This is a genomic window from Kitasatospora sp. NPDC059599 (genome assembly GCF_042735125.1).
Lineage (GTDB): Bacteria > Actinomycetota > Actinomycetes > Streptomycetales > Streptomycetaceae > Kitasatospora.
This window is the reverse complement of the sequence record NZ_JBHWCL010000080.1, coordinates 27036-41879: the sequence shown is the minus strand read 5'-3', so window position 1 is coordinate 41879 and position 14844 is coordinate 27036. Positions and strand designations below refer to the sequence as shown.

Below are 14844 nucleotides of genomic sequence, written 5' to 3'. Positions count from 1 at the left end.
GCCGCGAGCGCCGGGCCCTCGGCGAGCAGGTGGTGCGGGGCGGCGTAGGTGATCTCGACGGTCACCGTGTCGCCCGGGCGCACCGGCTCGTCCGGCTTGGTGAAGTGCACCAGGCGGTTGTCGGGGGCGCGGCCGGAGAGCCGGTGGGTCCGGTCGTCCTTCTTGCCCTCGCCCTCGGCGACGAGGATCTCCAGGGTGCGGCCGACCTGCTTCTTGTTCTCCTCCCAGGAGATCTCCTCCTGGAGGGCGATCAGCCGGTCGTAGCGGGCCTGGACGACCTCCTTGGGGACCTGGTCCGTCATCTCCGCCGCCGGGGTCCCGGGGCGCTTGGAGTACTGGAAGGTGAAGGCGTTGGTGAAGCGGGCCTCGCGGACGACGTGCATCGTCTCCTCGAAGTCCTCCTCGGTCTCGCCGGGGAAGCCGACGATGATGTCGGTGGAGATCGCCGCGTCGGGCATCGCCTCGCGGACCTTCCGGATGATCCCGAGGAAGCGGTCCTGCCGGTAGGAACGGCGCATCGCCTTGAGCACCCGGTCGGAGCCGGACTGCAGCGGCATGTGCAGCTGGTGCATCACGGTCGGGGTCTCGGCCATCGCGGCGATCACGTCGTCGGTGAAGTCGCGCGGGTGCGGCGAGGTGAAGCGGATCCGCTCCAGGCCCTCGATCTGGCCGGCGGCGCGCAGCAGCTTGGAGAAGGCCTCGCGGTCGCCCAGGTCGGAGCCGTAGGCGTTGACGTTCTGGCCGAGCAGGGTCACCTCGATGACGCCCTCGTCCACCAGCGCCTCGATCTCGGCGAGGACGTCGCCGGGACGGCGGTCCTCCTCCTTGCCGCGCAGTGCGGGGACGATGCAGAAGGTGCAGGTGTTGTTGCAGCCGACCGAGATGGAGACCCAGGCGGCGTACGCCGAGTCGCGGCGGGTCGGCAGCGTGGAGGGGAAGGTCTCCAGCGACTCCAGGATCTCGACCTGGGCCTTGCGCTCGATCGCGGCCCGCTCCAGCAGGGCCGGCAGGTGCCCGATGTTGTGGGTGCCGAACACCACGTCGACCCAGGGGGCGCGCTTGACGATGGTGTCGCGGTCCTTCTGGGCCAGGCAGCCGCCGACGGCGATCTGCATGCCCTTGTGGCGGGTCTTGACCGGCGCCAGCTGGCCGAGGTTGCCGTACAGCTTGTTGTCGGCGTTCTCGCGCACCGCGCAGGTGTTGAACACCACCAGGTCCGGGTCGCCCTCGGGCCCGGCCTTGACGTAGCCCGCCTCCTCCAGCAGCCCGGACAGCCGCTCGGAGTCGTGGACGTTCATCTGACAGCCGTGCGTGACGACCTTGTAGCTCTTCAATCCGCTCTCACCGCTCACCAGACCAGGGTACGGGCAGCCGCGAAGGGCTTTTCCCAGAGCTTCCCGGTCCCGTTCCCGGAAGCCCCGGAGCCCTGTTCCCCGGGGCCTCCCCGTCCCGTTCCCGGATCTTCCCCGTCCCTTTCACAGGACTTTCCCCGTCCCGTTCCACTCCCGTTCGGCCGGAGCGCCTGGCAGTATCCCAGCATGACCCCCACCAACCCGTCCCGTCTCGGTGCCGCCGTCCGCACCGCGGCCCGCAGCCCGCTGTGGCGGACGGTGCTGGTGCTGGTGCTGCTGGTCGCCGGCTTCGGCGGCTGGTGGCTGTCGGCGGGCCGCTCGCCCGGGTACCCGCGGGGCGAGGTCCGCTTCGCCACCGGGGTGCAGCGCGGCGTCTACGACCGGTACGGGCAGCTGCTGCAGACGCACGTCTCCCGGACGATGCCCGGGGTGCGGCTGGCCCTGGACAACACCGAGGGCTCGATAGACAACCTGACCCGGGTGATCACCGGCCGGGACACCTTCGCGATCGCCACCGCCGACGCGGTCGCCGACTACCAGGGGCCCGGCAAGGACCGGCTGAGGGCGATCGCCCGGCTCTACGACGACTACCTGCAGCTGGTGGTGCCGGCCTCGTCCACGGTGCGCCGCACCGCCGACCTCAAGGGCCTGCGGGTCGGCGTCGGCCTGCCGCAGTCCGGGGTGAACCTGGTGACCAAGCGACTGCTGGGCGCGGCCGGGCTGGACCCGGACCGCGACATCGTCCCGGTCCCGGCCGGTGTCGGCGACGCCGCCGACGAACTGCGCGCCGGCCGGCTGGACGCCTTCTTCTGGTCAGGCGGTCTGCCGACCAGTGCGCTCACCGACCTCTCCGACCACGTCCCGATCCGGATCGTGCCGCTGGGCGACCTGTCCGAGGCCCTGCACAAGGCCGAGGGCGGCGGCACCGACGCCTACCGGGCGGCCACCATGCCCAAGGGCACCTACCCGAACGCCGAGCCGAAGGACGCGGTCGCCACGGTGGCCGTGCCCAACCTGCTGATCACCCGGGACGACGTGGACCCGGACCTGGTCGAGGGCATGACCCGCGCGGTGATCGACAGCCGCGACCAGATCGGCGCCCAGGTGCACGCCGCCCAGCTGGTCGACCTGCGCACCGCCGTCTACACCGACCCGCTGCCGCTGCACACGGGCGCGGCGCGCTACTACCGCTCGGTGAAGCCGTAGGGCACCGCCCCGGGCCCCGTCCCCGGGGCGGTACCCACGGGCCCGCCCCCGTCAGCTCTCCGGCCGCGGCACCGCCAGCGTCACCGCGAGCCCGGTCGGCTTGACCGGCGCGAAGCCGAGCGAGCCGCCGCCGGCCGCCAGCAGGGTGCGGGCGATGGACAGGCCCAGGCCGGAGCCGTCCACGTTCTGGTGCCGCGGGCTGCGCCAGAACCGGTCGCCGGCCCGGGACAGTTCGTCCTCGGTGAGGCCGGGCCCGGCGTCGACGACGGTCACCGCGACCTCGTCCCGGCGCACCGCGACCCGCAGCCGCACCTCACTGCCGGCCGGGCCGAACTTGAGCGCGTTGTCCACCACGGCGTCCAGCGCCGAGCCGAAGCCGATCGGGTCGGCCATGCCGACCGCCAGCGCCGGTCCGTCCCAGCGCAGCCTGATCCCGCGCTGTTCGGCGACCGGCCGCCAGGCGTCCACCCGGGCCAGGGTGAGTTCGGCGAGGTCGGTGCGCTCCGGTTCCGGGCGGGCGTGCTCGGCGGTGGCCAGCCCGAGCAGGTCGTCCAGCACCCGGGCGAGCCGGACGCCCTCCTCCCGGACGCCGCTGAGCTCCTCCTCGTGGCCCTCGGGGAGTTCCAGGCCGAGCACCTCGACCCGCAGCAGCAGGGCCGAGAGGGGGTTGCGCAGCTGGTGCGAGGCGTCCGCGACGAAGGACTTCTGCTGGTCCATGGCGAGCACCACGTGGTCCGCCATCTCGTTGAAGGAGCGCGCCAGCCGCTGCAGTTCGGGCGGTCCGCCGCCGGGGGCGACCCGGGCGGCCATCCGGCCGGTGGCGATGTCGTGGGTGGCCCGGTCCAGGGTGCGCACCGGGCGCAGCACCCATTCGGTGAGCCGGACGGCCAGCAGCACGGCGACGATCATCGCGGCGGCCTCGCCGGCGACCAGTACCAGCCACTTGTGCATCACCCGGGTGCGCAGCGCCCCGGTCGGGGACTCGCTCAGCACCACCGCGACCACGTCGCCGTCGCGCACCACCGGGGCGGCGACGGTGATCGTCCGGTCCGGTGTCCACGGCCAGACCTGCGGCGGGTTGTGGCTGCGCCGCCCGTCCAGCGCCTCCTGGAACGCCTGGGCGCCCCAACCGCCGACCGGCACCCGCCAGTCGGCGGGCGCGGCGGCGATCGGCAGGCCGTCGCGCTGGAAGATGGCCAGGCGGACGCCGTACAGGTCGTAGTAGCGGCGGACCTCGGCGTCGATCGAGTGCTGTCGGCTGAGGTCGCCGGGGGCGGGCCCCGGGTCGCCCTTGCGCGCGGAGTCGGCGGCGCCGGAGGTGGGCAGGTCCTGGGCGAAGCGCGCGGCGTCGTCGAGCCGGTCGACGACGACCTTGGTCTGTTCGGCCGCCGCGACCGCCGCCGCGAGCGGCAGCCCCAGGGCGGCCAGGACGCAGAGCATGAGGGCGATCAGGATGCCGAGCAGGCGGGTGCGCACGTGCGGTCAGTGCTCCGCGGGGGCGTTCGGGGCCTGGTCCGCCGCGGCGGGCGCCGGGGACTCGGGGATCAGGCGGTAGCCGACGCCGCGGACGGCCTCGACCAGGCCGGGCAGCGCGAGCTTGTTGCGCAGCGAGCCGATGTGCACCTCCAGGGTGCGCCCGTTGCCCTCCCAGCCGCTGCGCCAGACCTCGCTGAAGATCTGCTCGCGCCGGTAGACCACGCCCGGGCTCTGCGCGAGCAGGGCGAGCAGGTCGAACTCCTTGCGGGTGAGCGGCACGTCGCGGCCGTCCACGCTGACCCGGCGGCGCTCCCGGTCGATCCGGATGCCGCGGGACTCCAGCGGGCCGCGCTGCTGGGGCACGGCGTCGGGCGCGGGCGCCGACGCCGAGGAGGGGGCGGCGCCGCGGCGGGCCACCGCGTGGATGCGGGCGAGCAGCTCGCCCATGTCGTACGGCTTGGTGACGTAGTCGTCGGCACCGAGGTTGAGGCCGTGGATCCGGGAGCGGACGTCGGCGCGGGCGGTGACCATGATCACCGGCACGCCGCTGCCGGCCCTGATCCGGCTGCACACCTCGAAGCCGTCCCGGTCGGGCAGCCCGAGGTCGAGCAGCACCACCCGGTACGGCTCGTTGCCGTCCGGCACCAGGGCGTCCAGCGCCTCGTGCCCGCTGCGGGCGTGCCGGACCTGGAAGCCGTGCCGGCCCAGCACCGCGACCAGCGCGGCGGCCACGCGTTCGTCGTCCTCGACGAGCAGCAGTCGCATCCTGTTCTCCTCCTTCCCCCACGTGATCACCGGTGATCGCCGGACCGATCGGTCTGGTCCCGGTCCTGCGCAGTATGGGCCAGCGAACGGCGCGACGCCAGGTTCGGCCGAGCACCGGGCTCGTGGGGGACGGGGAGCACCGGTACGGATTCCCGCTGTGACATGCCCCGTCGGCGCCCTTGCGAACAGTACGCGCCCGGCGTGTGGCCGTTTCGTGATCCTCAAGTTCCGCTCAGATCGGCTGACGGCGCGCGGTCACGGCTCCTATGGTCGGCCCACCGGGGGCTGCGGCTCCGCCGGTCGCGGCTCCCGGATTCGCACCACCATTGCCTCCCAAGGGAGTTGAGAACTTCTCGGGCAGGCACGATCCGATAACAGAGGGAGCAGGCGCGATGACCGAGAGCCCGGTCCAGGACTCCACCCCCGCAGCCGCCCCGCTGGTCGTGCTGAGCAACGTCAACAAGCACTACGGCGCACTGCACGTACTGCAGGACATCGACCTCCGGATCGCCCAGGGCGAAGTGGTCGTGCTGATCGGCCCGTCCGGCTCGGGCAAGTCCACGCTCTGCCGGACGATCAACCGACTGGAGACGATCGACTCCGGCGAGATCACCATCGACGGCCGGCCGCTGCCCGCCGAGGGCAGGGAACTGGCCCGGCTGCGCGCCGAGGTCGGCATGGTGTTCCAGAGCTTCAACCTGTTCGCGCACAAGACCGTGCTGGAGAACGTGGTCATCGGCCAGGTCAAGGTGCGCAAGGTGCCCCGCCCGAAGGCCGAGAAGACCGCCCGGGAGCTGCTGGACCGCGTCGGCGTCGGCGCGCAGGCCGACAAGTTCCCGGCCCAGCTCTCCGGCGGCCAGCAGCAGCGGGTCGCGATCGCCCGGGCGCTGGCGATGAAGCCCAAGGTGATGCTCTTCGACGAGCCCACCTCGGCGCTCGACCCGGAGATGGTCAACGAGGTGCTGGAGGTCATGCGCCGGCTGGCCGCGGACGGCATGACGATGGTCGTGGTCACCCACGAGATGGGCTTCGCCCGGTCTGCCGCCAACCGCGTGCTGTTCATGGCCGACGGCAAGATCGTCGAGCAGAACACCCCGGACGCCTTCTTCACCGCGCCGCGCTCGGACCGCGCCAAGGACTTCCTCTCGAAGATCCTCCACCACTGACGTTCCGCGACCACGCGGGGCAACCTCCGGCAACGGTGCCGATCCGCCCTGCCCGTGCACGACTTCCAGACGCCAGAGCCCGGTTGAAACCGCGGCCCAGCCCCAGGAGAACAACCCTCATGAGGACTTCCCGCACTCTCGCCGTCGCCCTCTGTGCCGTCGCGCTCACCGCGACCGCCGCCTGCGGCAAGGACGGCACCCCCGGCGCCGCCGCCAGCGCGAGCGACGCCCCCAAGCTCCCGACCTACACGGTCAAGACCGACGCCAAGATCGACTCGCCGATCGTCGCCGAGGCCAAGAAGCGCGGCCAGCTGATCATCGGCGCCAAGGCCGACCAGCCGAACCTCGGCTGGGAGGACGTCGCCAGCGGCGACCGCAGCGGCTTCGACATCGAGATCGCCAAGATGATCGCCGCCGACCTCGGCTTCACCCCGCAGCAGATCAAGTGGCAGACCCTGGTCTCCTCGCAGCGCGAGCCCGCCATCGACAAGGGCCAGATCGACTTCTACGTCGGCACCTACAGCATCAACGACGAGCGCAAGAAGACGGTCTCCTTCGCCGGCCCGTACTACATCGCCGGCCAGGACCTGCTGGTGAAGCAGGACAACACCTCGATCACCGGCCCGGAGAGCGTGACCGGCAAGAACGTCTGCACGGCCACCGGCTCGACCTCGATCAAGAACATCCAGCAGTACAACCCGAAGATCACGCAGTTCGACACCTACTCGGCCTGCGTCGAGAAGCTCCTCTCCGGCGAGGTCGACGCCGTCACCACCGACGACGCCATCCTCAAGGGCTACGCCTCCAAGTACAACGGCAAGCTCAAGGTCGTCGGCAAGCCGTTCACCAAGGAGAACTACGGCGTCGGCCTCAAGAAGGACGACGCGGTGCTGCGCAACGCCATCAGCGACGCCCTCAAGGCCCACGAGGACAACGGCGACTGGAAGAAGGCCTACGACGCGACCCTGGCCGCCTCCGGCTCCGCGGCCCCGGACGTCCCGGCCCTCGACCGCTACTGATCAGAGCGCCGACCGACACCTTCTGATCGACATTCCCTGATCGACATTCCCGACCCTGATTGAGAGGAGGGCCGCCGGATGGGGTTCCTGTTCGAGGACGACAACTTCGCGTTGTTCCGAGACGGCTTCCTGCAGACGATCGAGCTGAGCGCCCTCAGCGCCCTGCTCGCCCTGCTGCTGGGCACCCTGCTGGCGGCCTTCCGGGTCTCCCCGGTGCCGGTCCTGCGCGCTTTCGGCACCACCTGGGTGACGCTCTTCCGCAACACCCCGCTGACGCTGCTGTTCTTCGCCGTCACCTTCGGCTTGCCGCCGCTCGGCGTGCACTTCAGCCACCTGGTGTTCGCGGTGCTGGCGCTCGGCGGGTACACCGCCTCGTTCGTCTGCGAGGTGATCCGCTCCGGCATCAACACCGTGCCGCTCGGCCAGGCGGAGGCCGCCCGCAGCCTCGGCATGACCTTCGGCCAGACCCTCACCATGGTCGTCCTGCCGCAGGCCGCCCGGACCGTCCTGGCCCCGATGAGCAGCGTGTTCATCGCGCTGCCGAGGAACTCGGCGATCGCCGGCGCGTTCAGCGTCCCCGAGCTGTACAGCGCCCAGCAGACCTTCTCCGAGCGCGGCTACTCGATCTTCGCGATCTTCTTCTGGGTGGCCTGCGCCTACCTGCTGATCAGCGCGACGGTCGCCACGCTCTTCCGCTTCCTGGAATCCCGACTGGCGGTGGCCCGATGACCATCTTCAACCGCCCCGCGGCGGCCAGTGTCCTCTACGACACCCCCGGCCCCAGGGCCCGCGCCCGCTACCGCCTGTTCGGCGTCCTCTCCCTGGTCGGCGTCGCCGGTCTCCTCTGGTACGTCGTCACCGCGCTCGCCGACAACGGCCAGTTCGACGCCGGCATGTGGGACGCGTTCCAGTACAACACCGTCCAGCAGCGCATCCTGGACGGCCTGCTGTCCACCCTGGAGGCCTTCGGCCTGGCGGCACTGTTCTCGCTGACCCTCGGCGCGCTGCTGGCCGCCGGTCAGCTCTCCGACCGCAGGCCGGTCCGCTGGCTCTGCGTCAGCATCGTCCAGTTCTTCCGGGCGATGCCGCTGCTGATCCTGATCGTCGCGCTCTACTACGCCTTCTTCGCCAAGGATCCGATGTGGGCCCTGGTGCTGGGGCTCACCCTCTACAACGGCTCGGTCCAGGCGGAGATCATCCGCAGCGGCGTCAACGCCGTCCCGCGCGGCCAGGCCGAGGCGGCGTACGGGCTCGGCATGCGCAAGACCCAGGTGATGATGTCCATCCTGGTGCCGCAGGCCGTCCGCTCGATGCTGCCTTCGATGATCGGCCAGCTGGTCGTCACCCTCAAGGACACCTCGCTCGGCTTCGTCATCACCTACCATGAGCTGCTGTTCGTCGGAAAGGCGATCGCCAGCCAGCCGATCAACGCCGCCGGTTTCCCCTACATCCCCGTGGTGCTCGTGATCGGCCCGATCTACATCGCCATGTGCCTGCTGCTGACCGCGCTCGCGCGCTGGATCGAGGCACGCGGCCGTCGCGGCGCGAACCGGCGCACTTCAGCTGCTGCTTGACGCACACGCAGGTGAACTGTTGCATTGCTCTTCGTGACACCTCCCGGGAGCATCCACGCGGCATATGCGGCAGCGGTAACTGACGCCGGCCCATCGGCCGGTTCGTGCCCGGAGGTCCCCTCATGGACCCGGTGATCGTGGTCGGGGCCGGACCGGTCGGTCTGGCCCTGGCCCTCGCCCTGGCCCGGCACGAGGTCCCGACCGTCGTCCTGGACGAGGGATCCGGGCTCTGCCCCGAAGGCCCCCGCAGCCTCGTCATCGGCGCCGACACCGCCGCCTTCCTGACCCGGATCGGCTACCCCCGGGCCGTCTCCGACTCCGCCCTGTGGGACTCCTTCACCATTTGGCGGCGCCGCCAGGAAGTGCTGCGGCTCGACCTCACCGACTCGCCCACCTTCCACCTCCCCCAGCACCGCCTCCAGCGCGGCCTGCGCGACGCCCTGACCGGCACCCCGCTGATCAGACTGGTCCCGCTCCACCGGGTCGTCGAACTCGAACAGGACCGGGACGGCGTCAGCATCCGCACCACGGGCACCCAGAGCGGTGCCGGCACCTGGTGGCGCGGCAGCCACCTGGTCGGCTGCGACGGCGCGAGATCCACCGTCCGCAAACTCCTGAAGATCCGCTTCCCCGGCCGTCCGGCGGTCGACCGCAACGCCGTCGCCACCGTCCGGGTCGACCTGCCCTTCGACGGCGCCCGGCTGCACCGCGAGCCCCCGTGGCGCGGCGACCGCGAGGCCTCCGCCCGTCCGCTGCCGGACGGCGTCTGGCGGCTCGACTGGCGGCTGCCCCCGGGCCGCCCCGCCACCACCGAGACGGTCGACCCGCACGCCACCTGGCCCGGCATCGTCACCGGCGACACCCTGCTCACCCGGGTCACCTCCACCCTCACCGGCTGGTGCGGCGAACTCCCCCGCTTCGACCTGCTCGCCGCCGCCGACCACACCGCCCAGCAGCGCCTCGCCGCCCGGTTCCGGATCGGCCGCTGCTTCCTGGCCGGCGACGCCGCCCACCTGCACGGTGCACTCGGCATGCAGAACCTCACGGACGGGCTGCGCGACGCCGACAACCTTGCCTGGCGGCTCGCCCTCGCCTGGCACCTCCACTCCGGCGGCCCCCAGCCCGGCGGCTCGCTGCTGGACGGCTACGAGGCTGAACGGCGCGGCGCGGTCGGCGCCCGGCTCCGCGCCGTCGACCAGTCCATGCCACTGCTGCGCCCGCTCCGCGGCTGGCAGCAGACCCGCCGCTCACTCCTGGTCGGCGGCTTCCGCAAGCACGCCCCGCTGCTGGCCGACGGCCAGCTCGGCACCGGCCGCTTCGGCGGCGCCCCCGCCTACCCGGCGGCGCCCTCCGGCGTCCCCGGTCGGGTCCCGGTCCAGCGCGGCGCGCGCGGCACCACCTCGCTCAGCGAGCTGCTGCCCGCCACCGCCCCGGGCGTGCTCGTCCCGGACCTGCCGGTGCTCGCCGCCGACGGCTCCCCCGACCACCTGCACGCCCGGCTCGGCGCCACCTTCCTGCTGCTGCTCGTCGCGCCCGGCACCGCCGTCTGGTCCTCCGAACACTGGCTCGGCGCCGGCCTGATGCCCCGGCTCGCCGAGGTCGCCGCCGCCCTGCCGGTCCCCGCCGAGGTCCTGGTAACCGAGGACTACCCGGGTGCCGGCCCGCACACCGTCCTGCTGATCCGCCCCGACGGTCACCTGGTCGGCGTCACCCAGGGCGCCGTCGCCGAGGACCTCCTCGCCCTCGCCGACCGGGCCCGCGGCGGCCCGGCCGCCCTCGCCCCGGCCCCGGAACCCGAGCCCGTGTCGGAGCCCGATCCCGAATCCGAGCCCGAGCCCGAGCGCGAGGACGGCTCCCGGCGCGCCGGCCGGAACGCGCCGCAACAGGTCGACTCCCCCAGCTAGGCCCGGCCCCATCCCCGGAGCGGCGCACCCCGGCCCGGCCTCGGCGGTCCGAAGGACCAGGGCCGGTCCGGCGGCCCTTGCCCGGCAGGCCCTCGAATCCGTCGTCAAGCCCCCGTCGTCCGCCCGAGGGCGGGCGGGGCGGCGCCGGCGTGCGTGCCTCGCGAGGCGGAGAGTGGGGCCGGCCGAAGGCCGGGGTGGCGGTACCTCCCGGCCGAAGACCGAGGTGGAGGAGCGTCACCGCGCGGACGCGGACTCGACGACGGACCCTAGCCCGCCACCGCCGTGGCCCGGCTCTCGCGGACCACGGTCACCCGGATCTGCCCCGGGTAGGTCAGTTCGGCGGAGACCTGCCGGGCGACCTCGCGGGCGATCAGCTCCGCGCCGACGTCGTCCACCGCGTCCGGGCGGACCATCACCCGGACCTCCCGGCCGGCCTGCATCGCGTAGACGTCGGCGACGCCCTCGTGCGAGCGCGCGATCTCCTCCAGCCTCGCCAGCCTGCGGACGTACAGCTCCAGCGACTCCTTGCGCGCTCCGGGACGGCCACCCGAGCAGGCGTCCGCGGCCTGGGTGAGCACGGCCGTCACGGTGTCCGGCTCCACCTCGTTGTGGTGGGCGGCGATCGCGTGCACCACCTCCGGGGATTCGCCGTACCGCCGGGCGAGTTCGGCGCCGACCGCCGCGTGACTGCCCTCGACCTCGTGGGTGAGCGCCTTGCCGATGTCGTGCAGCAGCGCGGCGCGGCGCACCGGCTCCGGGTCCACCCCGAGTTCGGCGGCCATCATCCCGGCGAGGTGCGCGGACTCCAGCAGGTGGCCGAGCACGTTCTGCCCGTACGAGACCCGGTAACGCAACGAGCCCAGGGTGCGGACGAGTTCGGGGTGCATCGCACCGACCCGGGCGTCCAGCAGGGCGTCCTCACCGGCCCGGACGCAGCGCTGTTCGACCTCGGCGCGGCTGCGCTCGTGGAGCTGTTCGATCCGGGGCGGGTGGATCCGGCCGTCCTCGACCAGCTGCTCCAGGGTGAGCCGGGCGGTCTCCCGGCGGACCGGGTCGAAGCAGGACAGCTGCACCGACTCCGGGGTGTCGTCGACGATCAGGTTCACCCCGGTGACCGCCTCGAAGGCCCGGATGTTGCGGCCCTCGCGGCCGATGATCCGGCCCTTCATGTCCTCGTTCGGCAGTCGGAGGACGGTGACGGCGGTCTCCGCGGTCTGCTCCGCCGCCAGCCGCTGGATGGCCCCGGCGAGGATGGACCGGGCCCGGTGCTCGCCCTCCTCCTTGGCCTCGCGCTCGATCTCCCGGACGGTGACGGCGGCCTCCAGCCGGGCCGAGGCCTCGGCCGCGCGCAGGACTTCGGCGCGGGCCTGCTCGGCGGAGAGCCCCGCGGCCCGCTCCAGGGCGGCCGCCCGGCGGGTGACCAGTTCCTCGGCCTCGCCCCGGGAGCGCTCCAACGCGGCCGAGCCCCGGGCCAGTTCGTCCTCACGGCGGCGGAGCCTGCGCAGTTCCCCGGCCAACTGCTCCTCACGGTGGGCGAGTTCGGCGCGCTGCCGGGCGGTCTGTTCCTCGGCCTGCCGCCGGGCCTGCTCGACCTCGGCCGACGCACGGGTCCGGGCCGCCCGGATCCGTCCGAGCACCAGTCCGGCGAGCACCCCGAGCACCAGCAGGAGAACGGCCGTCGCACCGGCGATCGGCAGCAGCGAGCCGCTCGGTCCGGCGCCCGCCGAGATCGTCATGCCGCCCACTCCCCGTCGACTGCGCGGGCCGCCGTCCGGAGGCGCCCGGGCGCTGAAGGCGAGGCTAGGTGGGGGTCACGAAACGGTCAAGACTTGACCTGGTCCACACCAAGAAGCCCACGAAACCGGCACTACTCCCACGCGGTTTCCGACGGTTCCCCCGTCTCCTCGTCCAGGGCGGCGCGCACCACCCGGAACGCCAGCCCCTCCGAGTAGCCGCGCCGGGCCAGCATCCCGACCAGCCGCCGGGTGCGGACCTGCCGGTCCAGCCCCCGGGTGGACCGCAGCTTGCGCTCGACCAGCGCCCGCGCCGCGTCCGACTCGTCGTCGTGGTCGACCTGGGCGACGGCCTGCTCGACGAGGTCGGCGGCCACTCCCTTGGTCCGCAGTTCCTGGGCCAGCGCCCGCCGGGACAGGCCGCGGACGGCGTGCCGGGACTCCACCCAGGCCGTCGCGAATGACGCGTCGTCGATCAGCCCGACCTCTTCGAGTCGGGTGAGCACCTCGTCGGCGACCTCGTCCGGGATCTCCCGCTTGCGCAGGGCGTCGGCGAGTTGCTTGCGGGTCTTGGCGGCGCCGGTCAGCAGCCGCAGGCAGATGTCCCGGGCGCGGGTCTCCGGATCGACCGACTCCTCGGCCTGCTTCTTCCGGGACCTGCGGCCGGCGCTGTCGTCCGTGTCGAAGGGCCCCGCACCGGAGCGCTCCCCACGGGAGAACCGCTCGCCCGACAGGCCCTCCTCCGACAGGCCCTCGCCCGACTGACCCTCGGCGGAACGTCCGCGCCGGGTGCGGCTCCGGCGCGCGCCGGAGCGGGGGGTCGAGGCGGCCACACCCCCGTGACCGGCCGCCTCGGCCTTGCCCCAGCCGTGCGCCGTCGCCGGAAGGGGAGCCGACGGGGAGGCCTGCAGGGAGTCGGTCAGGCCCGCTCCCGGCTCCTCGGCTGCCAGGGCCGAGCGCCGACGGCGCCGGCCGGTCGGCAGCTCGGAGGCGGAGACCAGTCCGAGCGCCTCGGCCGAGGCTTCCGCCGGTCCCGATCCGGGCGCCGCGCCGCGCACCGCCCGGACCGGGGCCCGGTCGAACTCCGGCTCCCGGCCGGATGTCCTCTGCGCGGTGGACGGGCGCTCCCGGCGCCCCCGGCCGGAGCGCGACGGCGCGGGAGGCTCCGGCGCGTGCTCCGGCTCCTCCGCGACCGCGGCGAACCAGTCCGGCGGCCCGTGGTCGTCGTCCTCCGGGCCTGCCGGGCCGCCGCCCACCGTGTCGTGCTGCGTCAACGGCTCAGGCCTTGGCCGCCGCCGTCTTCTTCGCCGCGGCCGTCTTGGCGACGGTCGCGGTGATCGGCTTCGCGGCGCCGTCGGCGGCGGCGGCGGTGTCCGCCTCGCCCTGGGCCGGCTCCTCGGTCTTCGGGCCGATGCCGAGCTTGCCCTTGATCTTCCGCTCGATCTCGTCGGCGAGCTGCGGGTTGTCCCGCAGGAAGTTGCGGGCGTTCTCCTTGCCCTGGCCGAGCTGGTCGCCCTCGTAGGTGTACCAGGCGCCCGACTTGCGGATGAAGCCGTGCTCGACGCCCATGTCGATCAGGCCGCCCTCGCGGCTGATGCCGATGCCGTAGAGGATGTCGAACTCGGCCTGCTTGAACGGCGCGGCGACCTTGTTCTTGACCACCTTGACGCGGGTGCGGTTGCCGACCGCCTCGGTGCCGTCCTTCAGGGTCTCGATCCGGCGGATGTCCAGTCGGACCGAGGCGTAGAACTTCAGCGCCCGGCCACCGGTCGTGGTCTCCGGCGAACCGAACATCACGCCGATCTTCTCGCGCAGCTGGTTGATGAAGATCGCGGTGGTGTTCGACTGGTTCAGCGCACCGGCGATCTTGCGCAGCGCCTGGCTCATCAGACGGGCCTGCAGACCGACGTGCGAGTCACCCATCTCGCCCTCGATCTCGGCGCGCGGGACGAGCGCCGCGACCGAGTCGATGATCACCAGGTCGATCGCGCCGGAGCGGATCAGCATGTCGGTGATCTCCAGGGCCTGCTCACCGGTGTCCGGCTGGCTGACCAGCAGGGCGTCGGTGTCCACGCCGAGCTTCTTGGCGTACTCCGGGTCGAGCGCGTGCTCCGCGTCGACGAAGGCGACCGTGCCGCCGGCCCGCTGGGCGTTGGCCGCCAGGTGCAGGGTCAGCGTGGTCTTGCCGGAGGACTCGGGGCCGTAGATCTCGATCACTCGGCCGCGCGGGATGCCGCCGACCCCGAGGGCGACGTCCAGGGCGGTCGACCCGGTGGAGATCACCTCGACGGGCTCGTTGGCCTTCTCGCCGAGGCGCATCACCGAGCCCTTGCCGAACTGCCGCTCGATCTGGGCGAGCGCGGTCTCCAGGGCCTTCTCGCGGTCCGTACCTGCCATGACTTTTTCCCTCGGGTTCTGTGCTGTGCGCTTCATCGTCATCGACGCTAGCGCGTCCCACTGACAAACGAGCCCCACCAGGCTCGCCCTGTGGAAAACTCTTCGCCGGAGAGTACAAAGAACATTTGTTCGATTCAAGCCTCGCACGTCCGGGCGTGGGCCCCGGGGCGGGCCCCGGGGGGCGCCCCCCGGGGGCAGACCCCGCCCCCCCCCCCCCACCCCCCCCGAGCCCCGCCCCCCCCCCCCGCCCCA

The 14844-nt window shown here is 72.8% G+C and carries 12 protein-coding genes; 6 read left to right on the top strand and 6 right to left on the bottom strand.

Annotated features, from left to right (window positions below):
- On the bottom strand, window positions 1-1298 hold a 1298-nt coding region (gene miaB, locus ACFV04_RS25785; protein ID WP_380532682.1), incomplete at its 3' end, for a tRNA (N6-isopentenyl adenosine(37)-C2)-methylthiotransferase MiaB.
- Between the two features lie 240 nt (window positions 1299-1538).
- Between miaB and ACFV04_RS25780 the strand changes: the two genes are divergently transcribed.
- Window positions 1539-2558 (top strand): TAXI family TRAP transporter solute-binding subunit, encoded by a 1020-nt coding sequence (locus ACFV04_RS25780; RefSeq protein ID WP_380532676.1) that lies wholly within the window; start codon window positions 1539-1541, stop codon window positions 2556-2558.
- Window positions 2559-2609: 51 nt separating this feature from the next.
- Here the strand turns inward: ACFV04_RS25780 and ACFV04_RS25775 are convergent, their stop codons facing one another.
- Window positions 2610-4034 carry a sensor histidine kinase gene (locus ACFV04_RS25775; RefSeq protein ID WP_380532673.1) on the bottom strand — a complete coding sequence of 475 codons (1425 nt, stop codon included), beginning with the start codon at window positions 4032-4034 and terminating at the stop codon, window positions 2610-2612.
- 6 nt (window positions 4035-4040) lie between these two features.
- On the bottom strand, window positions 4041-4799 hold the full coding sequence (locus tag ACFV04_RS25770; protein WP_360258434.1) for a response regulator transcription factor: 759 nt from the start codon (window positions 4797-4799) through the stop codon (window positions 4041-4043).
- A gap of 392 nt (window positions 4800-5191) precedes the next feature.
- On the opposite strand from ACFV04_RS25770, the gene ACFV04_RS25765 reads away from it, so the two are divergent.
- From ACFV04_RS25765 to ACFV04_RS25745, 5 genes are all read left to right on the top strand, one after another.
- Entirely contained in the window at window positions 5192-5965 is a 774-nt protein-coding gene (locus tag ACFV04_RS25765; protein ID WP_380341124.1) for an amino acid ABC transporter ATP-binding protein, read from the top strand.
- 119 nt (window positions 5966-6084) lie between these two features.
- A complete protein-coding gene (locus tag ACFV04_RS25760) occupies window positions 6085-6984 on the top strand; it encodes a glutamate ABC transporter substrate-binding protein (RefSeq protein ID WP_380341126.1) in 900 nt (299 codons plus the stop codon).
- A 78-nt stretch (window positions 6985-7062) separates the two neighbouring features.
- The gene (locus tag ACFV04_RS25755) at window positions 7063-7713 is read left to right on the top strand and encodes an amino acid ABC transporter permease (RefSeq protein WP_360258442.1); all 651 of its coding nucleotides are present in this window, start codon (window positions 7063-7065) and stop codon (window positions 7711-7713) included.
- Window positions 7710-8558, top strand: coding sequence for an amino acid ABC transporter permease (locus tag ACFV04_RS25750; protein ID WP_380532668.1), 849 nt, complete (start codon window positions 7710-7712; stop codon window positions 8556-8558). Before ACFV04_RS25755 ends, ACFV04_RS25750 begins: the two co-directional genes overlap by 4 nt.
- Before the next feature lie 122 nt (window positions 8559-8680).
- Entirely contained in the window at window positions 8681-10462 is a 1782-nt protein-coding gene (locus ACFV04_RS25745; RefSeq protein ID WP_380532665.1) for an FAD-dependent monooxygenase, read from the top strand.
- A 266-nt stretch (window positions 10463-10728) separates the two neighbouring features.
- Here the strand turns inward: ACFV04_RS25745 and rny are convergent, their stop codons facing one another.
- The 3 genes from rny to recA form a co-directional block, all read right to left on the bottom strand.
- Window positions 10729-12198: a ribonuclease Y gene (gene rny, locus ACFV04_RS25740; protein ID WP_380532662.1), complete on the bottom strand. Its 1470-nt coding sequence runs from the start codon at window positions 12196-12198 to the stop codon at window positions 10729-10731.
- Between the two features lie 131 nt (window positions 12199-12329).
- Window positions 12330-13469, bottom strand: a complete 1140-nt coding sequence (gene recX / locus ACFV04_RS25735; protein ID WP_380532659.1) for a recombination regulator RecX — start codon at window positions 13467-13469, stop codon at window positions 12330-12332.
- A 4-nt stretch (window positions 13470-13473) separates the two neighbouring features.
- Window positions 13474-14592: a recombinase RecA gene (gene recA, locus ACFV04_RS25730; RefSeq protein WP_360258450.1), complete on the bottom strand. Its 1119-nt coding sequence runs from the start codon at window positions 14590-14592 to the stop codon at window positions 13474-13476.
- Window positions 14593-14844 lie beyond the last annotated feature (252 nt).